The following is a 23,016-nucleotide window of genomic DNA, read 5'->3' as shown; positions in this document are numbered from 1 at the left end:
TCAACGGATGTTGAAGTGCCGGGGCTTTTCTATTTGCGGCATAAGGCAAAGGCACAGGGCCATGTAAATCGGCAGAGAATTAGAATGGTTTAGCCATCATAAAGAACAGCGTGGCAATCGGCAGTAAAGTAGCGATGACGCCGAACACATCCCACCGTCTGGAGGCTTTGCGGTACTCTGGAGTTAGCGTGTTGTCCCTCATCGACAGGTGACTTTCCCGAATCATGCGAAGCTGACAGGGAATGAGAATGCTTACCCAGATGAGACCGGTGACCGCGAAAAGGGCAATGGCCGCCGTTAGCCAGTTGAGCTCTGCAAGGGAATATCCAAGCTGCAGCGTCATAATAACCCCCGTAATGACAATGAGGACAATCCCCGGCAGCGTAAAAATATAGTCGGCTAGCATCACGTTTCTCGTAACTTTATGCAGATGCGCAATATCCCCCGCAAGCTCCGCTTTAATTTTCCAAAAAGCCGCGGTCATTACGTTTCCGAGAAACATCACCGCACCCAGCACATGGATAAAAACAAGCCAGCTCATCGCGTTTCCTCCTTTTTTATCGGATCCATCTGCCGGATTTGCTCAAGACCTTGGCGGATGGAATCATAACGTGCACGATGGTGCTCAATGCCGATGGAGATGCAGATTCGCTGGGCGGCAGACATCTGGGAGACATATTGGTTCTTCAGCTTTTCCAAGGTTTCCAGCTGCTCGAGATTCGCCTGCATGCCTCTTTCCAGCCAATCCACGATCGTCTGCTCGTCGGTAAACTCCCCGAAATATAGTCTCATGCACAGATCGGACCGGGTACTGTCCGTGCCCAACGGGCTTTTCAAATAGTCGTTAAACTGCTCCCTGCCCTGCTGGGTGATCTCATAGGTAAATTTGTTCGGGCGGCCCTCCTGAAGGACGGTCTGTTTGGTGATACAGCCTTCCTGCTCCAGCTTGGCTAAGGAAGGATATACGCTGCCGTAGCTGGCGTCAAAGAAGAAGGAGAAGTGCTCTTCGAAACGCTTTTTCATTTCGTAACCGGACATAGGCTGTTTATACAACAAACCCAAGATGACGTATTTCGCTTGCAATTGCATGATTTTCACCCTTCTAGTGGAAAAATTGTGGGATAAGACGGCCGTTAGCGGCCTAAAGAGCATCGATACAGTACAAGGTCCAAAGGATGAACAAAGGCTGATAAGCAAGACGTACCCAGGACAATATCGTGGTACTTAACGTTCCCGGCACATGAATCCGATGGATCGCTTTGTTAAGATTGGCCGGAAAAACGGCGATGAAGAAAAGAACGATCGCTATACCTGCTGCAAAACGAAGCGAAGGAATCAGCAGCCCGAATGCAAAAAGAATTTCGAGAACGCCGGTCAAATACACTGTCTGCTGCGGATAGGGGACCCAGCTTGGAACGATGCGCAGCAGGTCGCGAAATTTGTAAAAGTGGCTTAAACCGAAAAAGAAGAGAAAAAAGGCCATTGCCCAAGCCGCTAATTCCTCGTTGGATGAGGTGGCTGGAAGAACGCCGAGGCGGGAAAAGACATACAAGATCCCGTAACCGCCTAACAAAATGAACAAGGTTATCATGGAGATGTACACCTGCTTTCATATTCATAATATGAATATCAATAATGTGATTATAAACTGGGAAAATATTCTCGTCAATCCTTTTTGCGAGGGGATAGGATTGCTGCCCGGCAGACGGGATCACTATTTTCCGGTTATACGTCGAGGAGCGGAGAAGCCGTTGATTTTTAGGGATCCTGCTGGGTCAGCAGGGGGCTCGCTGGAAAAGGAATTGCAAAATTTTGCCCTTAGGCTCCAAAAAAACGGCTGAAATGTGGCCTAAATCGAACATAAAGGTTGTGGATATTAGTTATCCACAACCTTTGTGTATAGTGGGGATAAAGGTAAAAAATGGCGGCACGACAGGATAAGTTGTCCATTGCATCGGAACGGCAGCGTGGATAAATATTTTAACACCAACCTGTGGATAATGTGCATAACTCTGTGGATTAAGTGAGAAATGCTTATTTGATAAGGATAAAATCGAGTTGGATATAGGGGATAATGCTGTGGATAATACAAGCATCTTCCTATACTCGAAAGGGAATGGATAAGCTGGGCATATTTGGGGGACAGTAGCCGAAGATATAGATGCTGAAGATAGAAAGGAGCGGTCGCAGCATGTGGAAAAAGCCCAGGCGGAAGTTGTCCGTTGCCGCAGGCTTGTGGATAGGTTTATTGCTGACCTTTATTATTAACAGCAGTGTTCACAGGGGGGATGACCGTCCCGTTCTTGCGCGGTTAGCACCGGCTGCAGCTTCTTCAGGCCCCGCGGATAAGCAGGTTGTACTGCTCTCTGTGCCCGGACTCTCTTTTACGGAGCTTGGGGACGATTCGGAAGTGCAGGCTTCCACTCCTGTATTACAGCATTTGAAAAAAGTATCGGCATGGGGAGCCATGAATATACGAACGCCGGGCAGAGGCGCTGCCGACGTTTACCTGTCGCTGGGAGCCGGCCAATTTGCAGAAGGGGGTTCCGCCGCGAGAGCGGTGCACAAGGAGGAGTGGAAGGACGGACAGCTGTCCCTTGATAAGTTTAACCGTTTCCGAGGTATCGATGGAGCCGATGTCAGAAGTGACCTCATCGTACCTGAGTGGGGGCTGATGCTGCGTGCGAACGAAAACATCTATCACCGGGCGGAGCCGGGACTGCTTGGCGAAACGCTGAAATCCGCAGGCGTTAGACTGAGTGTGTGGGGAAATACAGGCAAAGGTATGGGCGGAGGGGATTCAACGAGGGAAGAAGCAGCTAGAGCCGACCGCAGGTATGCGCCGCTGATGCTGGCGGCCGGTCCGGTTCGATTGCCCGCGGCAGGGTGGATGAAACCGGACTTTTGGGGGACGGCAGCTACCCTTCCGGCATACGCACCAATTACGACTGGCTGCTGCAGCGCGTTCGTGAGCAAAGCTCAGGTCCTTCCGTAACTCTATTGGAGGCTGGAGATTTACAACGGCTATACGATGAGAAGTATTTATATACGGAGGAAGCGTTCCAACGCATCAAATCGAAGGTGCTTCGCGATCTGGACCGTTTTCTCGGCCAGTTGACGATGCTGGGAGACAGCCTGTCTCTCGAAGAGGGACGAAGCGGCGGGAGCAATCGGCAGCTATGGCTGTTCAGTCCGCAGGTGAATGCGGACGCCGCGAAGCAGAAGGCTCTGCTGGTCCCGCTCATGATATATTCCGCCGGCGGTCAAGAAGGCTTGTTAAGCTCAGCTACGACCCGCCGGTCCGGCATTGTTTCCTTCGTAGACGTGGCGCCGACACTGCTTCAAGCCTTCCGGCTCGAGGTGCCGGAAACTATGCTCGGGCTGCCTATTCAGTTAGAGCCGAAAACAGGCGCTTGGAGTGCGCTGCTCGAGCAAGTACAGCAAATAAAACAAGTCTATGCCATCCGGCCTTCGCTGCTCTACGGGCTCGCCGTGTATGAGATTACGGTTATGCTATCGGCTCTAGGTATTGGACTGTTTGCCGTCAAGCGCCTGGGCAGGCGTGCCAGAGAGATCGGGAAAGCGCTGCTGTTTTCGCTGCTGCTGGCTCCGGCGGGTTTGCTGTGCATGGGAGGGGCCCCGCAGGGATCCCCATGGCTCGTCGCCATGGTTTGCTTAGGAGGCGTCTTCCTGCTGAGCGCCCTTTGCGCACGGTATGCGAGCAGTCGGACTCGAACGATTGTCTGTCTGGCTTTTATAGGCATAGGGGTCGGCATTCTTCTGCTCACCGACGGCTATCAGGGAGCGGAGGCGATGCAGCATTCCGTTCTCGGCTACGATGTGATGATCGGCGCACGCTATTATGGAATGGGCAATGAATGTATGGGCGTGCTGCTCGGCGCCGTGCTGCTCGGCCTGACGGCTCTGCAGCAGTCGTTGCGGCAGTCGCGGCAGTCCCGCCGCGGACAGCCTGCCTCACCGGAGCGCGAGCCGCAGGCTGCTTCGGCGGACGGTTCGCCTGCAGCTGGGCCGGCGGCTGCACACGAAGCCTTCGCAGCGCCGCCGGCTGGCCCAGCGTCAGCCTCGGCCGCTGCACCGGTGGCTGCTGGTGCAGCCGGCGTCAGCCTCGCGGCCGCCTGGGGCTGGCCGCGCCTGGCGCACTGGCGCCGCCGCTTGGCGGTCCGCGCCGACCGGGCCCGCGCAGCGGCTTGGCGCGCCGCGCCGGCTGCGGCCGCCGGCCTGCTCGTCGCCGGCTACCTCGCGTCGCCGGCGCTCGGCGCTAACGCGGGCGGAGCGCTGTCCGCCGCGCTGGGCTTCGGCGCGCTCGGTGCGCGCCTGGCCGGCGGGCGCCGCTGGAAGAGGACGGCGCCCGTTCTCGCGCTGCTGCTCGTCGCAGCGCTCGCGGGCCTGTGGCTGCTCAACCATGGAGCAGCCACAGGGGCGGAGGCCCACCGGCAGAGCCACGTGGGTCGGGCGTTCGAAGCGCTGCTCGCCGGGAAGTTCAGCTGGATCGGCGATATCGTCCTGCGCAAGCTGGAGATGAACGTGCACCTGATCGGGGTTTCCGCCTGGAGCAAGGTGCTGCTGACTGGGCTTGCGGTGATGGCTGTCCTGGTGCTCAGGCCGCGGGGGCGGTTCCGCCGCTGGCAGCGGCAGTACCCGTATTTGATGCACGGAGTGGCTGCCAATGTCATCGGTACCATTGCCGCGCTCCTGCTGAACGATTCCGGGATCGTGGCTGCGGCGACGATGATCGTCTACAGCAGCGTGCCTTTGCTGCTGCTGAAGTTCGATGAGGCTGCGGTTTCCGATAAATAATGAGGCAGTCTCTGCACGGCCTGAATAGTTACACAAAAAAGACGCCCCCATTTCCCGCATATACCGCGGTTGTGGAGGCGTCTTGCTATAGGATTCAGGCATGGCTCAAACGGCAGCATCCTTTTGCAGCGTGCCTATCTTTATTTATTCCGCGAGCTGCTCCCACTGCTCATAGCAGTCGGCCAGCTCCGATTTTTTTTGCTCTATCGCTTCATTTTTCTGCTGGACCAGCACGTAATCATTGTAGACCTCCGGCTCTGCAAGCTCTGCCTCAAGACCGCCGATCTCTTCCTCCAGCCGGGCAATAGCCTGCTCGAGCTGCTCGAGCTTGCGCTGCCTTGAGCGTTCCTCCCGCTTAGCCAGCTTGTTCGACTCGTAGCCGCTGTCCGCCGCATTCGCTGCTGAGGCGGCCGCGCTTGAGCTTGCTTTGCTCTTCGCAGCCTCGGCCGCTTTTCGCTGCTGCTCCATTTCTTCGAGCTCCTGCTTTTTCTCTACATAATCGTCGTAGTTGCCCAAATACGGCGTGACGCCGTCCCGTGACAATTCCAGCATGGATTCCGCCATTTTATTGAGGAAATACCGGTCATGGGAAATAAAGAGCAGCGTGCCTTCATAGTCGATCAGCGCGGATTCGAGCACTTCCTTGCTGAACAAGTCCAAATGGTTCGTCGGCTCGTCGAGAATGAGGACATTGGCTTTTTCCAGCATCAGCTTGGCTAAGGAGACGCGGGCCTTTTCACCGCCGCTGAGCGCGGCGATTTTTTTGAATACATCCTCGCCGCTGAACAGAAAGCTGCCCAGTACGGTACGCACGCGAGCTTCCTCCAGATGAGGGAAGGCATTCCACACTTCGGCGAGGATCGTATTGTTCGGATTCAGCTGGCTTTGTTCCTGATCGTAGTAGCCGATGCGAACGTTGGCTCCCCACTGGATCGTGCCTTGATTCGGCTTGCGCTGTCCGATCATCGCCTTCAGCAGCGTCGACTTGCCGATCCCGTTCGGTCCGATCAAGGCGGCTGTATCTCCCCGGCGCAGCTGGAACGATACATTGCGCAGCAGCGGCTTCGTTCCGTCGAAGGATATCCCCACATCGTTCACCTGCAGGACTTCTTTACCGGAAGGCTGTTCGACCTCGAAAGCAAAATGGGCTCGTTTCAGCTCGCCCATCGGCTTGTCCATCCGGTCCATCTTGTCCAGCGCTTTGCGGCGGCTTTGAGCCCGCTTGGTGGTGGAAGCGCGTACGATGTTCTTCTGGATAAAATCCTCCATCTTCGAAATTTCTTCCTGCTGCTTCTCGAACTGCTTCATCTGAATATCATATTCCGCCTGCTTCAGCTCGACATAGCGGGTATAGTTGCCCGTATAGCGCTTGGAGGTGGTCCGTTCGATTTCATAGATGGCACCCGCCAGGGCGTCCAGGAAATAGCGGTCATGGGAAACGACCAGAATAGCGCCGGAGTACGAGCGCAGGTAGCCCTCGAGCCAGGTGAGCGTTTGGATATCCAAATGGTTCGTCGGCTCATCGAGCAGCAGCAGATCCGGAGCCTGCAGCAGCATTTTGGCGAGCGCGAGCCGCGTCTTTTGTCCGCCGCTGAGCGTATTGACCGGCGTCTCCGGAGCAAATTCCCCGAAGCCCATCCCGTGGAGCACCGAGCGGATGCGCGCTTCCGCTTCGTAGCCGCCCTGCTCCTTGAACCATTCGGAGCGCTCGGCGTATTTTTTCATCGTATCTTCCGTCAGCTTCTCGTTGGCGAGCACAGCCGGATCGGCCATCTGGGCTTCAAGCCTCCGGAGCTCCCGTTCCGCTTCCTCCAGATGCGTGAAGACGCTTTTCATTTCATCCCAGATGGAACGGTCCGAAATGAGGCCGCTGTTTTGTTTTAAATATCCGATTTTAGTTTCCTTCGCTTTAAAAATATCCCCGGAATCGTAAGACATCTCCCCGGCGATAATTTGCAGCAGGGTCGATTTCCCCGCGCCGTTGACGCCGACGAGTCCAATCCGCTCTCTCGGCTCAATTTGCAGCGATATATTAGAAAGAACGGTATTGATCCCGTAGCTTTTGGTGATCCCCGAAACTTGCAGCAGCATGGATAAAAGCCTCCTAAACAATAGACAACCAGATTATCTATCTCATCATTTTGAAAATAGCTATGCAAAACAACACTTTCAGTGTATCATGTTCTTCCCGAGTTTTCAGCCTATTGTACGGAACTTCAATTATTCACAAGGTTATGCACAGTATTAACAATAACCGAAGGCTTTCTGTGCATACATTTCAAGATAAGTATAAACATATCCACAGATCTAGTTATCCACATGGGGATGAAGCTTTATTCCCACTGTTTCCCGCGTATACAAACGAAAAGCATCTATTATATGCTCAAGTTATTGATGCGGAAAGCGGGGATACTAGATGGATGTTCAACCTGTAAGCGGAATGGAAGCGGCCTCCCGGAGCGGAAGCGGGAAGACGGGCTTCGAGTATCGGATAGCCGGCTCGCTTGTGCTGCTGCTCTGTACCGCCGCGGCCGCCGGATTTTGGCTGTCTCCTTTGCAGTCCCGGTATTTTCCGGTAACTGCGACGGTGTCTTCTCCGGCTGTTGGAGCTTCGCAGAGCGAATCGGCGCTTTCCGGCGCGGCCGTATCCCGAGCGCCGCTGCAGGCGTTACCTGGCGAGAACGCCAATCCGCCACTTCGCTTGATGACCTTTAATATTCGCCATGCTAAAGGTTTAGACGGTCAAATAAGGCTGTCGGCCATCTCCAGCCAAATCGAGCGGGGAGGAGCGGACGTCGTCGCTCTTCAGGAGGTCGACCGCTATCAGTGGCGAAGCGGCCTGCAGGATCAAGCGGCTGCCTTGGCAAGACAGCTCGGCATGCAGTATATATTTGCCCCTGCGATGAAGCAGGGTTTATCCCAATACGGCATTGCGCTGCTCAGCCGGTATCCGTTAAGCCGCGTTCGAATCGACCGGCTCCCCGGCGGGCTGGAGCCGCGCGTGGCGCTTGCCGCCCAAACGGTTACGGCGCGAGGGGAGGCCGTCACTATTATTACGACTCACCTGGGCGTGCCCCGTGCGGACCGCACGCAGCAAATGCCGGAGCTGCTCCGGTTTGTGAGGTCGGTACAGACTCCCGTCGTCGTGATGGGCGATTTTAATATGAAGGAGAGCGACCCGTTGATGAGGGAGCTTTCGCTTCTGCTGCACAAGGTGCCGTTAGCCCGCCCGCAGGCGACGGTACTGCATGGAGGCGAAATCGATCATCTGTTTGCCGGGTTTGAAGACAAGGCTTCCGCTTGGACGGAAGCGACGGCGGCTTCGGACCACCGGCCGGTTCTGGCGACCGTGTTCATCCATTGAATCAGCGAGGGAGCCGGCCGCTCTCCTCTGGCTTGAACGGCCATTTTCCCGCTTATGCTTTACATTACTTGCTTTTGCGTATTTTATGGTAAACTAAGGGAGTACCTTGTACATTTTGCATCATTTGCCGCAAAAAATTTGCTATCGGCAGTACACGGCATTAGAATGATGTTAATCACGTTACCGACCCCATCAAAGAGAGGCCGTTACATGAATATAAAAGAATGGAAAATTGAGCTGAGGCGGCAGGCGGAGAAGGCCAGGAACGCATTATCCGTTTCCGAACGCGCCGAGAAATCAGCGGTTATTAACGAAATCCTCATTCGCAGGCTGGATGAGCTGTTTCAATCTTTTGGCACACGCAGCGGGAGTCATCCGCCCACGCTGTTCACTTATATGCCTATCAAATCCGAGGTGGATGTCAAGCCGGTGATGGAAGCCTGCTGGTCGAGGAAGTACCGGATCGTTGTGTCCAAGGTACAGCCTGAGGCCAAACAGCTGAAGCTGTTCGAGATCCGCACGTATGACGATTTGGAGAAAGGCACTTGGGGAATCCTTGAGCCGAAGGCGAGCGCTCCCCAGCTGTCGGATATCCGGCAGATCGATGCGGTGCTGGTGCCGGGCTTGGCTTTTGACGTTCATCTGGGCAGGCTGGGGTATGGCGGCGGTTATTATGACCGCTTTATGCAGCAGTATGTTCGGGCGGGCTGGAGCAAGCCTTATATTTTAGCGGGCGCCTTCGATATTCAGATGATCAAGGAAGTGCCGATGGGCTTGTTTGATTTTCGCTTGGACGAGCTGATCACGGAGGAAAGAAGCATCCGCGCGGCGAAGACTAGAGGATAGATACAATCAGCCGTTTGAGGCGACATGTAAAGGAGGGTGCGGCTATGGGGGAGACGAACAGCCCTTTAACGCATTTTAACGAACAAGGCCGCGCCCGTATGGTCGACATCTCGGATAAAGCGGAGACGAGCCGGAGCGCCACCGCGAGGACGACGGTGACCATGAAGCCGGCTACGCTGGCTTTGATCAAGGAAGGCAAGATCGGCAAAGGCGACGTATTGGCGGTTGCCCAGATTGCCGCGGTAATGGCTGCCAAAAAAACGTCGGACTGGATTCCGATGTGCCACCCGCTTTCTTTGACCGGGGTGGATATCCGTTTTACCGATAACGGAACGAACGAGCTGCATATTGAGGCTACCGTCCGCACAAAGGGGCAGACCGGCGTGGAGATGGAAGCTCTGACGGCGGTTTCCGCTGCGGCTCTGACGGTGTACGATATGTGCAAAGCGGCGGAGAAAAGTATGGTGATCGAACCAACCCTGCTGATGAGCAAAAGCGGAGGCAAAAGCGGCGATTTTCTCAGAAACGACACGGAACAGTAATAATCTTTCAGTGTACGATGCAATTTGAAACCCATGGAGAGGAGTAAGCTTATGCGTTGGAAAGTGGCGATTTTAACCGCAAGCGATCGAGGATCCCGGGGAGAGCGTGAGGATACGAGCGCGCAGGTGATTCGGGAGCTGATTGAAGAGGAAATCAACGGGGAAATCGTGGAATACCGTGTCGTGCCGGATGAGAAGGATGAGATTATGGCCGCGCTCATCGAAATGACCGATTATTTCAAGGTGGATCTTATTCTAACGACGGGCGGCACCGGTCTGGCTCCCAGAGACGTCACGCCGGAAGCGACGCTGGCTGTGCTGGACCGTCAGGCGCTCGGCTTTGTGGAAGCGATGCGGATGATTGCCCTGCAAAAAACGCCGAAGGCGATGCTGTCGCGCGCCGTTTCCGGTATCCGCGGCAGAACGTTGATCATTAATCTGCCCGGCAGCCCGAAGGGCGTTTCGGAAAATTTGGCCGCCATTATGGATCAGCTGCCGCATGCGCTCGGCATTTTGACCGGCCGTGAAGGAGAACACGGGGATGAAGCCTGATACGATGCTGCGGGAAGTAAAGGTGGAGGAAGCCATAGGTATGGCTTTGGCTCATGACTTGACGCAGATTTTGCCCGGAACGTTCAAGGGGCGGCTGTTCACCAAGGGGCACATTGTCCGCGAGGAAGACATCCCGGCGCTGCTCAGCATCGGCAAGGAGCATATTTATGTGATGGACCTGCAGCCCGGATGGCTGCACGAGGATGAAGCGGCCCTGCGTATGGCCCGTGCAGCTGCAGGCGCCAACGTGGAGCTGACTTCGCCGCATGAAGGAAAAATCACGCTGAAGTCGACGATTCACGGCTTGGCTAAAGTACACAGACCGCTGGTCGATGCGATTAATGCGATCGATCAGCTGGTCATGTCGACGACTAAGACCAATACGGTCGTGAAGCCCGGCCACCCGTTGACGGGAACCCGTGTCATTCCGCTGCTGGTGGAGGAAGCCAAAATTGAGCAGATGGAGCGCCTGGCGGGGGCCTCAGCGGAGCCGCTGGTGCAGGTAAAGCCGTTTCGCCCCATGCGCGTAGGCTTGATTACGACAGGCAGCGAAGTGTTCAAAGGCCGCATTCAGGATAAGTTCGGCCCGATTGTCCGCGAGAAGGTCGCTGCGTTCGGCTCGGAAGTGATCGAACAGCGTCTTGCGCCGGATACCAGCGAGACGATCGTCGCAGAAATCCGTTATTTTCTCGAGGAGCAGAAGGCGGACCTGATCCTGGTTACCGGCGGCATGTCGGTCGATCCGGATGACCGGACGCCCGGCGCAATCAAGCAGGCGGGAGCTGATATTGTCAGCTACGGGACGCCGATGCTGCCCGGATCGATGCTGCTTGTAGGCTACTTCGGCGACGTGCCTGTGATGGGCCTGCCGGGCTGCGTCATGCACGATCCGTACACTTCATTCGATGTGCTGCTGCCGCGTATTTATGCAGGAGAGAGGATTGTCCGGGAGGACATCACGGAAATGGGCTACGGGGGCTTGTACGGCTGCTAGTAGGCGTTAGGCTGGCGTATGCCAGCTTATCGTGCAGCGTACCGGATCGGCCTGGCTGCTGGAGCTGGAGCGGGCTCTTGTTCGTGTTCTGCCGTTCTATAGGCATTTAGGAGAATGTAAGGAAATTTAAGTTAGAAAGGAAAGTTCAACGCTATGTTTGGAAACCTGGGCTTCACCGAGATTTTACTCATTGCCATCGTAGCTCTCGTTATCTTCGGACCGAATAAGCTGCCCGAGCTGGGACGGGCCATGGGCAAGACAATCCGCGAATTCAAGAAAGGCGCCAGCGACCTGATGGAAGATGTGCGGACCCCGCCGGAGGAGCGTAAGGATGTGACTCCGGCGTCAGGCGCTGGAGTCGATGCCGGTGCATCGGCTGCTCAGGCGCAGCCTGCCGCTTCTGCGGAGCCGATTGCTCCGGCAGCACAAGCAGTCTCGGCTGCGGGAACGGAGCCCGAGCCTGTCCAGGAAAGACCAAAGCCTGCTGCGGACCCGCGCAGACTTCCCGAATGAGACATTCGTACTTTTTAATCAATCATAGCTAAGTTGGTGAACAACACATGGAACAGGATGAAGGAATGTCTTTAGTCGAGCACCTGGGCGAGCTTCGCAAACGGATTATATGGGTGCTCATCGTCCTGATTATCGGCATGGTCATCGGGGTGTTCGTCGCACAGCCGACCATCGCTTATCTCAAAACGATCCCTCCGGCCAACGGCATCGGCTGGTATACTTTTTCCCCTTGGGAGCCCCTGCGCATGTATATGAGCTTTGCGCTGGTGGTAGGGCTTATCGTAACATTGCCTTTCTCGCTTTACCAGCTGTGGGCGTTCCTCAAGCCCGGTCTCAGACCGGAGGAACAGAAGGCTTCGCTAATTTTTATTCCGTTCGCGTTTTTGCTGTTTTTGCTGGGGCTGGCGTTCGGCTACTTCGTCGTATTCCAGATGGCGTTTCTGTTTACCTCCGGCATTGCAGGGAAGCTCGAACTGAAGGAAACGTACGGGATTGCGCAATATTTCTCCTTCATGTTCAACATTCTCATTCCGATCGCGCTCGTATTCGAGCTGCCGATTGTCGTCATGTTCTTAACGAAGCTCAGGATTCTGAATCCGAAGCGGCTTCATAAAATACGCCGGTATGCTTACATGATCCTGGTTATTATCGCTGCGGTCATTACCCCGCCTGATGCGATTTCAGCCATTATCGTAGCGATACCTATGATTGTGCTCTATGAGTTCAGCGTGATGCTTTCCGGGGTCATCTACAGGAAGCAGCTGCTGCAGGATCAGACTTGGGAGAAGGAGTTCGGTCTGAAATAACATCCGCTTTTGACAGCTTTTGCGTGCTGCGAAGGCGGATTTTTTTCTGTAGGCAGCTCTCGTATATATCAATTGAGAATGGATACAATGATGGGGGTGTGAAAAAATAGTAAAATGAACAAAACCACTTGCAAAATTCACACAAACTGATTATCATAATAAGTGTTGTTAGCACTTAACATATTCGAGTGCTAACAGAAGGAATTTGAAACAACCATAATCTAAAGGAGGCTATTTTCTCATGATCAAACCGTTAGGCGATCGCGTAGTCATTGAAGCCATTGCTAAGGAGGAAACCACGGCAAGCGGTATTTTTCTTCCGGAGACTTCTAAAGAAAAGCCGCAAGAAGGCAAAGTGGTAGCAGTAGGCAGCGGCACTCTGAAAGACGGAGAGCGTACTCCGTTGGAAGTTAAAGAAGGCGACCGCGTCATTTTCTCCAAATACGCTGGCACAGAAGTGAAATACGATGGCCGCGAGCTATTGATTATGCGTGAAAGCGACATTCTTGCCGTTTTAGCCTAATTTAGCTGAGCCATATACTTAGGTTAGCCCATTCGCTGCTGCTTTATGAGTAGGGCAGTGGAGGTTACTTACGAAACAATAACGGATCGTTTCCAAATATACATTACATTTTCGGGAGGGTATCACTCATGGCAAAAGAAATTAAATTCAGTGAAGAAGCTCGTCGTTCCATGCTGCGTGGTGTGGACGCACTGGCTAATGCGGTAAAGGTTACTTTGGGTCCTAAAGGCCGCAACGTCGTTCTGGAGAAAAAATTCGGCAGCCCGCTTATCACTAACGACGGCGTAACTATCGCCAAAGAAATTGAGCTGGAAGATGCATTCGAGAACATGGGTGCTCAACTGGTTAAAGAAGTTGCTACCAAAACAAACGATGTTGCCGGTGACGGTACAACAACTGCAACGGTATTGGCTCAAGCGATGATTCGCGAAGGCTTGAAAAACGTAACTGCAGGCGCCAACCCAATGGTCGTTCGCAAAGGGATCGACAAAGCGGTTAAAGCGGCTGTAGAAGAGCTGAAAAACATCTCCAAAACAATCGAAGGCAAACAATCCATCGCTCAAGTAGCGGCGATCTCCGCAGCTGACGATGAAGTGGGCGAACTGATTGCAGAAGCGATGGAAAAAGTGGGCAAAGACGGTGTTATCACGGTTGAAGAGTCCAAAGGCTTCGCAACGGAGCTTGAAGTGGTTGAAGGTATGCAGTTCGACCGCGGTTACATCTCCCCTTACATGATCACCGATACAGACAAAATGGAAGCTGTATTGGATAACCCATACATCTTGATCACAGACAAAAAAATCTCCAACATTCAAGAGATTCTGCCTGTGCTTGAGAAAGTTGTACAACAAGGCAAACCGCTTGTTATTATCGCTGAGGATGTTGAAGGCGAAGCGTTGGCAACTCTGGTTGTTAACAGACTGCGCGGCACATTCACTTGCGTAGCGGTTAAAGCTCCTGGCTTCGGCGACCGCCGCAAAGCTATGCTGCAAGATATCGCTGCCTTGACTGGCGGTCAAGTCATTACGGAAGAGCTTGGCCTGGATCTGAAATCCACAACTCCAGACCAATTGGGTTCCGCTCGTCAAGTTCGTGTAACGAAAGAAAACACGATCGTTGTAGACGGCTCCGGCGACAAAAAAGACATCGGCGCTCGTATTTCCCAAATCCGTGCTCAACTGGAAGAAACGACTTCCGACTTCGACAAAGAGAAGCTGCAAGAGCGTCTGGCTAAATTGTCCGGCGGCGTAGCGGTTATCAAAGTCGGCGCAGCTACGGAAACTGAGTTGAAAGAGCGCAAGCTTCGCATCGAGGATGCTTTGAACGCGACTCGTGCGGCTGTAGAAGAAGGTATCGTATCCGGTGGCGGTACAGCACTGGTGAACGTATACGCAGCTGTATCGGCAGTTCAAGCTTCCGGCGACGAGCAAACCGGCGTGAACATCGTTCTGCGCTCCCTGGAAGAGCCAGTTCGCACGATCGCAGCTAACGCTGGCCAAGAAGGCTCCGTTATCGTTGAGCGTCTGAAAAAAGAGCCTGTAGGCATTGGCTACAACGCTGCTACCGGCGAATGGGTGAACATGTTCGACTCCGGTATCGTTGACCCTGCGAAAGTAACTCGCTCCGCATTGCAAAACGCAGCTTCCGTTGCAGCTATGTTCTTGACAACTGAAGCGGTAATCGCAGACAAACCGGAAAAAGACAAACCGGCCATGCCTGATATGGGCGGCATGGGTGGAATGGGCGGCATGATGTAATCGCCCAACCAAAAACCTTGAAATACCAGTATTTACAGGGCCTCGTGAGGGGCCCTGTTTTATTTAAAATCACGGAAAAATCACATTCATTGCAAAAATCACATATTGAGGATGCTGCCGAAGTGATTTTTTATCTTTTGAGTGACAGACTTTCTCATCTTTTCAGTCACGTGGGTGTAGATTTGCATTGTGGTTTTCATGTCATCGTGGCCGACTCTCTTCATGATCGCATTAATATCTACTTCTGCTTCGGTCAGCATGCTAATATGAGAATGACGGAAGATGTGCGGGGTAGCTGCTTTTTTGATGGATGTTTTCTTGAGTAATCTCTGCATCCTGATATTAATGTTCTTTGGGATAATGGGATATCCGTTCTCATGGCGAAAGACAAATTGCTTATCATGATAATCTTCGAATAGATGTCTCGTTGACATCCTTTTCTTAGCTTCTTTTTTTATATGAGCCTTTATCAAATCCATTATGCTCTCATCAAGCTCAATGGTGCGTATGGATCCTTCTGTTTTTGGCGGCGTTAATTCATATTTCCTCATGTTGTTATCTGGATTGTATAGTGTCTTGGTAATTCTCATTTCATTTGTTTCAAAATTAAAGTCTGTCTCTTTAAGCGCGCACAGCTCGCCTGACCTCATTCCTGAGAAGGCAAGTAAGTAAAATATCTCAAAATCATCCGGCATGCCATATTCACGAACAACCGAAAGAAATTCGGTCAGTTCTGATTTCTCCAGATATTTTTCCTCGATCGTATTATTCTCGATTTCCTCAACAGTTAATTTCTTGACAGGTATAACAGCCCCTTCACACGGGTTGTCTTTTCGCATCTTATGATGTATTGCATATTTGAAGATCATGCCGGCGGTCACATGAACGCCTTCAATGCTTGTTTTGGCGTAATTCTTATCGTCCAAATCATTCAATATTCTTTGGTACATCTTATGTGTGACCTTATCAATATTAACAGCGGCTACATAACGCAGGAGTATTTTAATTTCTTTTTCTCGAACCCTTATTGTGCTTCCTTTCCTTCGGCCTTTTGAATAGGTTTCTAGCCATTCCCAGGCAGCTTTTTCGAAAGTCATATTCCTCAAGGCTTTGGGATGTTCTGCCCCAGCGTCGAGCAAATCCTCAATTGCTTTGTTGACTCGATTCTCAGCATCTTTCTTCTTGTCAGCTCGCCGCGAAATCTGATTACGCTTACCGGTTACCGGATCTGGCGGGCCGTCAGCGACACATACCCACTTATAGCCTTGTTTATTCTTCGCATCGACTTTATAAAAGTAAGGCATAATTGATAAACCCTTTCTATATGGGATCATATGTTCCACACAAAGCCAAAATAAAAGCCCCTACAAGGGGATGGGATAATAGAGCTGTTATTAACTAATTATTTTTGTAATACTTCTTAATGGAAACAGTGCAGTAAGGAAGTAATTTATCTTCATCTTCCGGTTTGAACATACCTGATTCTATAAACGCACACTCGATATGACTGTATGTTCTTGAGGTTCCCTTAAGTATCGCTTGAAAATCTTTTGCGTTCCAAGCGTCTACATACCCTAATTGTTTATTTGATTCCGTCATTATTTTAACGGCATTCTTATCATATGGGTTGTCCAATTCACGAACAAGAATTAATTTTTGCCCGTAGTGACAACTAGAGGCAATCTTCTTTCTTGATGAACCATCATTATTTTTATGAGTGACTCCAGCTACATTAATTTCAAACTCTTTATATTCTGACGACTGATCTTCTACTCTTGACATCTCTTGATCGCTTTTATCATTTGTTCGGATGATCTGACCCCAGACCCATTTAAAAAAATTCATTTCCAATATCGCGCCTCAATATTTCCACATCGGTTGCGGGATTTGCTATTCAATACCTCGCTGTTCCAATCCGCATGCCGGGATGAATTTCATCACGCCGGCGTTCTTTCTCGATATCAAGCCATGTTTTCAACAAACCCATTTTTGATAAGTAGGTTTCCGATCCGCAGTGCTCACAGTACCTTGCATCAGATGGGTTTATCTCACCACAATTTACGCTGTTTTCAATCTTAACCTGTTTTTGACAGTCGTTGTATAAAAAAAGACCACACATTTTGCAATATGAGGCATGTGCTGAGAACTGAGAGTGTGCGCACCGCGGGCACATTTTAAATCGGCCCTTCGAATCCATGGATATATTCATAAATTTGTAGTCCAAATATTTCACACCTATCTGATCTCGACTGACAAGATGCTGTGGCAGACGAAAAGGAATATTGGAGCAAAAATTAACCTCTCTTAAGAAGCCTTTGAACTGTTGTTCATAAAACCTATATCCGTCAGAATCAATCTTATGAGAATACTTTACAGTTTCAAATTCCCTTAGACGATTCAAAGCAGCTTGATTTGATATTTTACATATGGATGCGATATCTTCCCATTCATCTAAGCCAAGCCTGGACACGATGTATGAAGGGGATAGAAGCTCTTTTGCAAAAAAGTCCGCTTCTTTCTCCAGAGTCTGATATTGATATTGAGTCAATCTGGCGCCGCGATTAATGGATGTTAGCTCAAAATCTTTAAGATGGTTCAAATAGATGTGCCCGATTTCATGGGCCAGTGTCCAACGGACTCTACCGGGTGATTTATGCTTTGAATCATCGTAGATCGTCATGTATTGTTTTCCGTTCCAAGTGGTTACAGCATCTACATTTTTTATCCTTAGACCTAGCGGATCCTTCTGCCCATAGAGTTGCTCTGCTTCGGAAAGCTTGAACAACAACCATTTATTATTTTTAAAATAAACAAACGGATCAACAGGAAGTTCAGAAATCTCGAAGGTTCTCATGAATTTACGGGCACCTTGTACTGCAAACATCCTGCGTGGAATGATGGGGATCTTTTTCATAATTTACTCTTCATCTTTTTTATTTCCCTGCTCATACAGGAAATCAATGAATTTTTTTGCCTGTTCAAATTGTTCAGGAGGAAGTTCTTTGGCCCGTGCGATCATACGATATACAGGCTCAGTCTCTTTATTGATACCATTTTTCTTCTTTACATCACTACGTCCCAATAAATAGTCTGTATCCACATCAAAATAATCAGCAAGGTCATTCAACGTTTTGTTGTCAGGTTCAGTTATTCCATTTTCATAACTACCATAGCCTTGTCTTGTTATCCCTAGAAAATCAGCGAGGTCTTTTTGGGTCTTTTTAGATTGTATTCGTAGACCGCGAAGTCGATCAGAAAACATAATTATCCCCCACATACCTAGTATTACATTAATTATAAGCAATAAAAAGTTGCCTGAACAGAAAAGGCAATAAACAATTGCATAATGTTATTGACAGCAATGAAACATTGCCCTATTATTAATGACATAGGCAATAAAACATTGCATAGGTGGTGATGATCTTGAAAAGGTTATGGCTTAATAAAATTAGAACATCTCGTAGTAAAACTCATTTAGAAGTTGCAAGCAATTCGGGAATAAAACGTCAGTATTACGGAATGATCGAGAATGGCGTAAGTAATCCGAGCGTTGAAGTAGCTAAGGCAATAGCAACATATCTGGAATTCGACTGGACTCTTTTTTTGCGGATGAAGGCAATGAAACATTACATTTTAATGATGAGCAAGCCGCAACAAGGGAGGTCGTGTAAATGAGCGAAACAAATTCCGGTATTCCATTAATCAAATTCGAAATGGACATGACTCAATTGAGAAAGGCCATTAACGAAGCAGTTGACCAGGCGCTTGAGCGTCATTCGCTTGCAGGGTCGCTGCCCCCAGTGTTGAATCGGGAGCAATTAATGAAGTTTCTTGACATTAAAAGTACCAAAGCTTCCGAGTTAATGAACCGCAGGGATTTCCCAGTTATTCGAGAACTGGGCCATCCCAAGATTCTGACCCATCTTCTTATGAAATGGCTTGAAGACCACACTGAGTGGGTTACTGAAAACGCCGGTTCTGGTTACAAGCAAGTGGTGTGAAAATGATAAGAAATACCCGCCTCCAAGTGGCTGGCGGGCCGAAAAGGGAAATGTTGGTTGACCTTATTGTAATCGGTTATCATGTCACATTCCCATATATTACATGTGCAGTTTTGTCAATTTCGTGTGCCTTTAAGTGCGCAAATTGTCCATCCTGCTAAATTCCAATGGACAGAAAGGAGTGCCATCATTGAGCTTAGGAGAAGCGATTCACGAATATCGAATATCGAACAATTTATCCCAAAAGGCGCTGTCTGAAAAATTACCAATCGATCGCACAGTCCTTTCGCGTATTGAAAATGGGGAAAGGGAGCTTGCTGCTTCTTACGATTCTGTTGTAGCTGGGCTGAGTTGGAAACTAGCCCTGGCAATTGCTGATGAAAGAACAGGTGGCTTTATCTCTAACATTTTAGACGATGTGCCAAATCTAGATTTACACCCGGCAGCTTTAAAAGACGTGCTTCTAAAGGAACTAGGAGAAGCAGAAGCAGCATTGGAGGGGCTTGTCGTGGCAAAACATATCGACCCCGAAAAGCGCAGGGAAAGCGCTGAAAGAGTTTGGCAAGAAATGAGGGATGTAATCGAAAAGGCCGTGGTACTGCAAGGAGTTCTTGAGGAGGAATTCGGCCTAGATCGTAAGCGTTTAGCACAGAAACATGAAATGGAGGTGAAGCGCGGTGAAAGATGAGGTATTCGGTTCAAGGGTTATCTATGTAACTGGAGTCTTGAAAGGTAAAGAAGTAAGGCAGATGGTTGAGGAGTTTAGAGCCCAGGAAAGCATCCGACCGATGACAAATAGGATTCTTCGGGAAAATAACTGCTTACAAAGCAAAAAAGCCACTGGCCAGAGTGACTTTAGTGCAACACATTTAGAAAATGTACCTGGAGATATTATACCTGTTCATGAGCATGCTGACAAGGAGGTAAGTACCTATGTCTAAACAAAAGATACTAGGTCAGATCATGGGGATTGCGTATTTATTAAATCAAAACTCGGATTTTAATGTGTTCATTGAATTTTCAGGGCATGTAAATCAGATCAGCATCCGTTTGAAGGACGACTAACTGAACTATTTGGCCGAATCCCATATTTACCTCGACAAACCCGATACAGAGGCAAGACTGATCGAGGTCGGGGCACACTTGACCAATATTTTGACAACAGGGGAAATTGATTATTCCAGATTATATAAAGGCAAGTACGGGATCCGGGAAGCACTATTCTTTTGTTTTGATAAACAGGCAGCTCATTAATTTTTTCAATTCGGATCTTCGGGGAGGAGGGGATGAATATTGGCAAGACCGCAAAAGGAAGGATTGGACTATTTTCCGATGGATGTAGACATAGACCAGGACGATAAGCTCGTTGTCCCAATTGGCAAGTTTGGTATGCAGGGATTTGGGATTATCGTCAAGCTGATGGGAGAGATTTATAAAAACGGTTACTTCTATCCGTGGGGAGAAAAGGAACAGTATGTATTCGCAAGCCGGGTTATTGTTGACATTAACACAATAAAAGATGTTGTTAATGAATGCATTAAATGGGGTTTCTTCCAGCAGGAACTATTCGACAGACATTCTATATTGACCTCCAAGGGATTTCAAAAGAGGTATGTCGAGGCCGCCAAACGGCGCAAGGAGCTAACCCTCGTACATGATTACCTTCTCATTGACGCAGGGGCCATGAGTAAGGAATGCAGTGTGAGTATCAAAATAGTTAATTCCGACGGTAACACGGTAAATGTATACATTAAACCAGATAAAAGCAACGCAACGAGTGCAGAAAGTGCACAAAGTAAAGTAAAGGAAAGTAAAGTAAATAAAAGTAAAGAATTAAAACCCAAAGATACTACCTCTCGGCAAATAAAAACATATGCCGAGGACAGTAGCTACTATCGTATGGCTGTTTATCTTCACTCTAAGATTAATGAATATGCTAAAAACCTTAGTGTAGACCACTTGATCAAGAATTCCAATATGCAAAAATGGGCTGATGATTTTCGCAAGATTGTCGAATTAGACGGACGACAGAAGGAAGAAATCAAAAATGTTATTGATTGGGCCACGAAAGATGCTTTCTGGCGAAAGAATATTCTTAGTCCTGAATCACTGAGAAAGCATTATGTAAAGCTCTGCATTGAAATGACAGATGGAAAAGGAGGCGGCAAGCTTGAAGAAGGCAATCTCAGGGGCATCCAAGGACGTGGCAAAGTTTTTGGAAGAGGTTCGGGTCAAAGCGGAGCGTTACAAGTCTCAGACGACGACCTCGATGAACTTAACAGACAGTCCCTACAAATGCTCGAAGTGTCGGGATACGGGAACTATTAACGAGATCATTGTTGTGAAGGTTGACGAAGGTGATCGGGACGAGCTCGGGAATGTGATTTATCGGGAACGCGAAAGACTACGGGTTGATGAAAATGGTTATCCGCCCCTGTGCGATTGCTATTCAAAGACAATCTTTGAGAGTTGCAACGCATCTGCAGGGATGAAGCCCAACGAGCGGGAGAGGTTATTTTCGACCGCCGTTATTGATACCGAGAACAGACAGTTCTTTATTCAGGCTCATAATTTTGTGAAAAACATCGACGCACATTTAAAGTCAGGGACGTGGCTTTATATTTACGGAGATGAACATCGGGCTAAGCAGCGCGGGCTTAGCGCATATGGAACGGGTAAGAGCTACCTCACACATTGCATCGGAAACGAGCTGACAAAGCTCAAGCAACGGGCAATATACATCACGGACGGACCAGCTTTTCAGGGAGATCAAGAGTACATATCGAAAGGACTCCAAAGAAAGCGAAGCAGACGTTTTATGGCGGTATCATAACGTACCGGTCCTGTTGATCGATGATCTGTTTAAGAGCCAGTACAAGGATTGGGCAGAGGATATCATGTTTCATCTGCTGGATCATCGGAATTGCCCGGGTAAGGTGACCATCATCAATAGCAACTATGCTCCCAATCGAATCGAAATCGCTATGGAACGGACGGGCAACGCCGTTTCCAGCCGAATCTTCGGACAGGCTGTTCTTGTGGAAATGATCGGCACAGATCGACGCCGCAATAAAATGAACAGGGGGCCAGAAAGTGCATGAATGATTACGATTTAGACGTATCGCCTGAACACATCTGCGATTTAATAGTTGAAGACCTTCAGTGGGAATACGAGCAAATGCGTAGGGAGGATGCTGAATGCTAAATAGCCTGGTCGTTCTAAAGCATCAGCGGCAAAAATTATATGTCTGCTTGGAAGATTTGGATTTTGTTTGGGACGAGAAAGAGGTTAAAGAATTTGACCGAATGTGGATCGAGGGGTTAAGCATTCAGGATATTTCTCGGGCATTTGATCGAGACATGGATGAAGTTGTTTTGCTGGTGATGGATCGGAAACGTACTGGCTATATTAATGACCGCCCCGGAGGGGTTTACGGAAGGAGGATGCTGGAACAATGAGCGAGCCAATTTATCTTCGCAGCTGCGAGGTAGTCATTTTCGAATTATTAAAGCAAGGTAAGCCGCATAAAGAAATTTTGGAGATTTCAAAGATAGGCAAAGGTAAAGTCGGAACCATCATTAACCACTTAAGAACTGTTGGGATGGTGGAGTTAGTCAAGAGAGGCTGCTATCTCACTTATGAAAAGGAATATGAAGTATTGCCTGATGAGGAAACTTTCAGGCTTCGGGTAACCAAATCCAAGCAGTTGACTGGAACTTTAGAAATAAATGGTCTGTCTGAACTCCAGCGGATGGTTTTAAACGACTACAAGAATAAGCTTCCCCGTTCTGTAATCGCCAAAAAATACGGAATGAGCAAGGTTGATTTGAATATGCTTATTCTTCAAATGGGGTGTGGGGCTTAATGGGCATTCAAAATATCGTCCATAACGAAGAAAAGGAACAAGAGATTCGAGCATATCCTTGAAACGTTCTCCATGTGGGCAGGCCGTCCACTGAAGCGCCAGGAAGAAAATATCATACTTAAGGCTATTGGAAACGGGAAAACGCTGGACTTATTTACTAAGCTCATTCATTCGATTTATCCTCCAAAGTTCAGGTGCTTCTGATCAGAATCAAACTGTAATCGAGGATTACCTGGTTACCAAGTAGCCATACAACAAAATGAATAAATTTGTCCGTCAGGAGGCGGCGGCATGAAGCTTAAAGAAAAATGGTACCTGGTTATCGGCGGGAACGGTCTTTACGAGTTTGAAAGCTTGATTGTCGATAGCGTGACGATCCGTGTCCGGGCTAACAGCGAGGAAGATGCGTGGAAAATTTTAAGACAGACGGTTAA

The 23,016-nt window shown here is 49.6% G+C and carries 29 protein-coding genes; 21 read left to right on the top strand and 8 right to left on the bottom strand.

Going from position 1 to position 23,016, the window contains the following annotated elements; all coding sequences use genetic code 11:
• Positions 1-79: 79 nt before the first annotated feature.
• Genes ACHHV8_RS33135 through ACHHV8_RS33125 form a run of 3 tightly spaced genes read right to left on the bottom strand, consistent with a single transcriptional unit; the run spans position 80 to position 1,591 of the window.
• Positions 80-541, bottom strand: a complete 462-nt coding sequence (locus ACHHV8_RS33135; protein WP_395163739.1) for a DUF2269 family protein — start codon at positions 539-541, stop codon at positions 80-82.
• Positions 538-1,089 (bottom strand): helix-turn-helix transcriptional regulator, encoded by a 552-nt coding sequence (locus tag ACHHV8_RS33130; protein ID WP_395163738.1) that lies wholly within the window; start codon positions 1,087-1,089, stop codon positions 538-540. The genes ACHHV8_RS33135 and ACHHV8_RS33130 overlap by 4 nt, the downstream gene beginning before the upstream one ends.
• A 52-nt stretch (positions 1,090-1,141) precedes the next feature.
• Positions 1,142-1,591 (bottom strand): DoxX family protein, encoded by a 450-nt coding sequence (locus ACHHV8_RS33125; protein ID WP_395163737.1) that lies wholly within the window; start codon positions 1,589-1,591, stop codon positions 1,142-1,144.
• 600 nt (positions 1,592-2,191) lie between these two features.
• Between ACHHV8_RS33125 and ACHHV8_RS33120 the strand changes: the two genes are divergently transcribed.
• Positions 2,192-2,995, top strand: a complete 804-nt coding sequence (locus ACHHV8_RS33120; protein ID WP_395163736.1) for a hypothetical protein — start codon at positions 2,192-2,194, stop codon at positions 2,993-2,995.
• Entirely contained in the window at positions 2,905-4,818 is a 1,914-nt protein-coding gene (locus tag ACHHV8_RS33115) for a hypothetical protein (RefSeq protein ID WP_395163735.1), read from the top strand. Before ACHHV8_RS33120 ends, ACHHV8_RS33115 begins: the two co-directional genes overlap by 91 nt.
• A 144-nt stretch (positions 4,819-4,962) precedes the next feature.
• Here the strand turns inward: ACHHV8_RS33115 and ACHHV8_RS33110 are convergent, their stop codons facing one another.
• Positions 4,963-6,909 (bottom strand): ABC-F family ATP-binding cassette domain-containing protein, encoded by a 1,947-nt coding sequence (locus ACHHV8_RS33110; protein ID WP_395163734.1) that lies wholly within the window; start codon positions 6,907-6,909, stop codon positions 4,963-4,965.
• 325 nt (positions 6,910-7,234) lie between these two features.
• On the opposite strand from ACHHV8_RS33110, the gene ACHHV8_RS33105 reads away from it, so the two are divergent.
• From ACHHV8_RS33105 to groL, 9 genes are all read left to right on the top strand, one after another.
• Positions 7,235-8,182, top strand: a complete 948-nt coding sequence (locus ACHHV8_RS33105; RefSeq protein WP_395163733.1) for an endonuclease/exonuclease/phosphatase family protein — start codon at positions 7,235-7,237, stop codon at positions 8,180-8,182.
• Between the two features lie 210 nt (positions 8,183-8,392).
• Positions 8,393-9,028 (top strand): 5-formyltetrahydrofolate cyclo-ligase, encoded by a 636-nt coding sequence (locus ACHHV8_RS33100; protein ID WP_395163732.1) that lies wholly within the window; start codon positions 8,393-8,395, stop codon positions 9,026-9,028.
• Between the two features lie 44 nt (positions 9,029-9,072).
• Positions 9,073-9,570, top strand: a complete 498-nt coding sequence (gene moaC, locus ACHHV8_RS33095) for a cyclic pyranopterin monophosphate synthase MoaC (RefSeq protein WP_395163731.1) — start codon at positions 9,073-9,075, stop codon at positions 9,568-9,570.
• A gap of 51 nt (positions 9,571-9,621) precedes the next feature.
• Positions 9,622-10,122, top strand: coding sequence for a molybdopterin adenylyltransferase (mog, locus tag ACHHV8_RS33090; protein ID WP_395163730.1), 501 nt, complete (start codon positions 9,622-9,624; stop codon positions 10,120-10,122).
• Positions 10,112-11,116, top strand: coding sequence for a molybdopterin-binding protein (locus tag ACHHV8_RS33085; protein WP_395163729.1), 1,005 nt, complete (start codon positions 10,112-10,114; stop codon positions 11,114-11,116). The genes mog and ACHHV8_RS33085 overlap by 11 nt, the downstream gene beginning before the upstream one ends.
• A 153-nt stretch (positions 11,117-11,269) precedes the next feature.
• Positions 11,270-11,629 carry a twin-arginine translocase TatA/TatE family subunit gene (locus ACHHV8_RS33080; RefSeq protein WP_395163728.1) on the top strand — a complete coding sequence of 120 codons (360 nt, stop codon included), beginning with the start codon at positions 11,270-11,272 and terminating at the stop codon, positions 11,627-11,629.
• A 65-nt stretch (positions 11,630-11,694) separates the two neighbouring features.
• The gene (tatC, locus tag ACHHV8_RS33075) at positions 11,695-12,435 is read left to right on the top strand and encodes a twin-arginine translocase subunit TatC (RefSeq protein WP_395163727.1); all 741 of its coding nucleotides are present in this window, start codon (positions 11,695-11,697) and stop codon (positions 12,433-12,435) included.
• 241 nt (positions 12,436-12,676) lie between these two features.
• On the top strand, positions 12,677-12,958 hold the full coding sequence (groES, locus tag ACHHV8_RS33070) for a co-chaperone GroES (RefSeq protein ID WP_395163726.1): 282 nt from the start codon (positions 12,677-12,679) through the stop codon (positions 12,956-12,958).
• Between the two features lie 128 nt (positions 12,959-13,086).
• A complete protein-coding gene (gene groL / locus ACHHV8_RS33065) occupies positions 13,087-14,715 on the top strand; it encodes a chaperonin GroEL (protein ID WP_395163725.1) in 1,629 nt (542 codons plus the stop codon).
• Between the two features lie 98 nt (positions 14,716-14,813).
• Here groL and ACHHV8_RS33060 read toward each other — a convergent pair whose 3' ends face one another.
• The 4 genes from ACHHV8_RS33060 to ACHHV8_RS33045 form a co-directional block, all read right to left on the bottom strand.
• Entirely contained in the window at positions 14,814-16,019 is a 1,206-nt protein-coding gene (locus ACHHV8_RS33060; protein ID WP_395163724.1) for a tyrosine-type recombinase/integrase, read from the bottom strand.
• A 94-nt stretch (positions 16,020-16,113) separates the two neighbouring features.
• On the bottom strand, positions 16,114-16,560 hold the full coding sequence (locus ACHHV8_RS33055; protein ID WP_395163723.1) for an HIRAN domain-containing protein: 447 nt from the start codon (positions 16,558-16,560) through the stop codon (positions 16,114-16,116).
• A gap of 49 nt (positions 16,561-16,609) precedes the next feature.
• Complete coding sequence (locus tag ACHHV8_RS33050) at positions 16,610-17,629, bottom strand: ImmA/IrrE family metallo-endopeptidase (protein ID WP_395163722.1); 1,020 nt, start codon at positions 17,627-17,629, stop codon at positions 16,610-16,612.
• Between the two features lie 3 nt (positions 17,630-17,632).
• Positions 17,633-17,977, bottom strand: a complete 345-nt coding sequence (locus ACHHV8_RS33045) for a helix-turn-helix domain-containing protein (RefSeq protein ID WP_395163721.1) — start codon at positions 17,975-17,977, stop codon at positions 17,633-17,635.
• A 155-nt stretch (positions 17,978-18,132) separates the two neighbouring features.
• Here ACHHV8_RS33045 and ACHHV8_RS33040 point away from each other — a divergent pair, with 155 nt between their 5' ends.
• The 10 genes from ACHHV8_RS33040 (at position 18,133) to ACHHV8_RS32995 (ending at position 22,582) form a co-directional block, all read left to right on the top strand.
• Entirely contained in the window at positions 18,133-18,390 is a 258-nt protein-coding gene (locus ACHHV8_RS33040; RefSeq protein WP_395163720.1) for a helix-turn-helix transcriptional regulator, read from the top strand.
• Positions 18,387-18,716 (top strand): DNA-binding protein, encoded by a 330-nt coding sequence (locus ACHHV8_RS33035; RefSeq protein ID WP_395163719.1) that lies wholly within the window; start codon positions 18,387-18,389, stop codon positions 18,714-18,716. The genes ACHHV8_RS33040 and ACHHV8_RS33035 overlap by 4 nt, the downstream gene beginning before the upstream one ends.
• A 190-nt stretch (positions 18,717-18,906) precedes the next feature.
• A complete protein-coding gene (locus ACHHV8_RS33030) occupies positions 18,907-19,404 on the top strand; it encodes a helix-turn-helix transcriptional regulator (RefSeq protein WP_395163718.1) in 498 nt (165 codons plus the stop codon).
• Positions 19,394-19,657 (top strand): hypothetical protein, encoded by a 264-nt coding sequence (locus ACHHV8_RS33025; protein WP_395163717.1) that lies wholly within the window; start codon positions 19,394-19,396, stop codon positions 19,655-19,657. The genes ACHHV8_RS33030 and ACHHV8_RS33025 overlap by 11 nt, the downstream gene beginning before the upstream one ends.
• Entirely contained in the window at positions 19,650-19,781 is a 132-nt protein-coding gene (locus tag ACHHV8_RS33020; protein ID WP_395163716.1) for a hypothetical protein, read from the top strand. Before ACHHV8_RS33025 ends, ACHHV8_RS33020 begins: the two co-directional genes overlap by 8 nt.
• 228 nt (positions 19,782-20,009) lie before the next feature.
• The gene (locus ACHHV8_RS33015; RefSeq protein ID WP_395163715.1) at positions 20,010-21,044 is read left to right on the top strand and encodes a DUF4373 domain-containing protein; all 1,035 of its coding nucleotides are present in this window, start codon (positions 20,010-20,012) and stop codon (positions 21,042-21,044) included.
• A 13-nt stretch (positions 21,045-21,057) separates the two neighbouring features.
• A complete protein-coding gene (locus ACHHV8_RS33010) occupies positions 21,058-21,549 on the top strand; it encodes a P-loop NTPase family protein (protein ID WP_395163714.1) in 492 nt (163 codons plus the stop codon).
• A gap of 64 nt (positions 21,550-21,613) precedes the next feature.
• A complete protein-coding gene (locus ACHHV8_RS33005) occupies positions 21,614-21,817 on the top strand; it encodes a P-loop NTPase family protein (protein ID WP_395164325.1) in 204 nt (67 codons plus the stop codon).
• Positions 21,818-21,914: 97 nt separating this feature from the next.
• Positions 21,915-22,175, top strand: coding sequence for a helix-turn-helix domain-containing protein (locus ACHHV8_RS33000; protein WP_395163713.1), 261 nt, complete (start codon positions 21,915-21,917; stop codon positions 22,173-22,175).
• Positions 22,172-22,582 carry a hypothetical protein gene (locus ACHHV8_RS32995; protein WP_395163712.1) on the top strand — a complete coding sequence of 137 codons (411 nt, stop codon included), beginning with the start codon at positions 22,172-22,174 and terminating at the stop codon, positions 22,580-22,582. The genes ACHHV8_RS33000 and ACHHV8_RS32995 overlap by 4 nt, the downstream gene beginning before the upstream one ends.
• Positions 22,583-23,016: the final 434 nt, after the last annotated feature.

The sequence above is a fragment of the Paenibacillus sp. TAB_01 genome (assembly GCF_043945595.1).
Lineage (GTDB): Bacteria > Bacillota > Bacilli > Paenibacillales > NBRC-103111 > Paenibacillus_S.
This window is presented reverse-complemented; position numbering and strand designations above follow the sequence as displayed.

Coding starts and splice junctions, on each gene's coding strand:
- ACHHV8_RS33135 (WP_395163739.1), bottom strand. CDS start 541: ATGAGCTGGCTTGTTTTTATCCATGTGCTGGGTGCGGTGATGTTTCTC.
- ACHHV8_RS33130 (WP_395163738.1), bottom strand. CDS start 1,089: ATGCAATTGCAAGCGAAATACGTCATCTTGGGTTTGTTGTATAAACAG.
- ACHHV8_RS33125 (WP_395163737.1), bottom strand. CDS start 1,591: ATGATAACCTTGTTCATTTTGTTAGGCGGTTACGGGATCTTGTATGTC.
- ACHHV8_RS33120 (WP_395163736.1), top strand. CDS start 2,192: ATGTGGAAAAAGCCCAGGCGGAAGTTGTCCGTTGCCGCAGGCTTGTGG.
- ACHHV8_RS33110 (WP_395163734.1), bottom strand. CDS start 6,909: ATGCTGCTGCAAGTTTCGGGGATCACCAAAAGCTACGGGATCAATACC.
- ACHHV8_RS33105 (WP_395163733.1), top strand. CDS start 7,235: ATGGATGTTCAACCTGTAAGCGGAATGGAAGCGGCCTCCCGGAGCGGA.
- ACHHV8_RS33100 (WP_395163732.1), top strand. CDS start 8,393: ATGAATATAAAAGAATGGAAAATTGAGCTGAGGCGGCAGGCGGAGAAG.
- moaC (WP_395163731.1), top strand. CDS start 9,073: ATGGGGGAGACGAACAGCCCTTTAACGCATTTTAACGAACAAGGCCGC.
- mog (WP_395163730.1), top strand. CDS start 9,622: ATGCGTTGGAAAGTGGCGATTTTAACCGCAAGCGATCGAGGATCCCGG.
- ACHHV8_RS33085 (WP_395163729.1), top strand. CDS start 10,112: ATGAAGCCTGATACGATGCTGCGGGAAGTAAAGGTGGAGGAAGCCATA.
- ACHHV8_RS33080 (WP_395163728.1), top strand. CDS start 11,270: ATGTTTGGAAACCTGGGCTTCACCGAGATTTTACTCATTGCCATCGTA.
- tatC (WP_395163727.1), top strand. CDS start 11,695: ATGTCTTTAGTCGAGCACCTGGGCGAGCTTCGCAAACGGATTATATGG.
- groES (WP_395163726.1), top strand. CDS start 12,677: ATGATCAAACCGTTAGGCGATCGCGTAGTCATTGAAGCCATTGCTAAG.
- groL (WP_395163725.1), top strand. CDS start 13,087: ATGGCAAAAGAAATTAAATTCAGTGAAGAAGCTCGTCGTTCCATGCTG.
- ACHHV8_RS33060 (WP_395163724.1), bottom strand. CDS start 16,019: ATGCCTTACTTTTATAAAGTCGATGCGAAGAATAAACAAGGCTATAAG.
- ACHHV8_RS33055 (WP_395163723.1), bottom strand. CDS start 16,560: ATGAATTTTTTTAAATGGGTCTGGGGTCAGATCATCCGAACAAATGAT.
- ACHHV8_RS33050 (WP_395163722.1), bottom strand. CDS start 17,629: ATGAAAAAGATCCCCATCATTCCACGCAGGATGTTTGCAGTACAAGGT.
- ACHHV8_RS33045 (WP_395163721.1), bottom strand. CDS start 17,977: ATGTTTTCTGATCGACTTCGCGGTCTACGAATACAATCTAAAAAGACC.
- ACHHV8_RS33040 (WP_395163720.1), top strand. CDS start 18,133: ATGATCTTGAAAAGGTTATGGCTTAATAAAATTAGAACATCTCGTAGT.
- ACHHV8_RS33035 (WP_395163719.1), top strand. CDS start 18,387: ATGAGCGAAACAAATTCCGGTATTCCATTAATCAAATTCGAAATGGAC.
- ACHHV8_RS33020 (WP_395163716.1), top strand. CDS start 19,650: ATGTCTAAACAAAAGATACTAGGTCAGATCATGGGGATTGCGTATTTA.
- ACHHV8_RS33005 (WP_395164325.1), top strand. CDS start 21,614: ATGTTTCATCTGCTGGATCATCGGAATTGCCCGGGTAAGGTGACCATC.
- ACHHV8_RS33000 (WP_395163713.1), top strand. CDS start 21,915: ATGCTAAATAGCCTGGTCGTTCTAAAGCATCAGCGGCAAAAATTATAT.
- ACHHV8_RS32995 (WP_395163712.1), top strand. CDS start 22,172: ATGAGCGAGCCAATTTATCTTCGCAGCTGCGAGGTAGTCATTTTCGAA.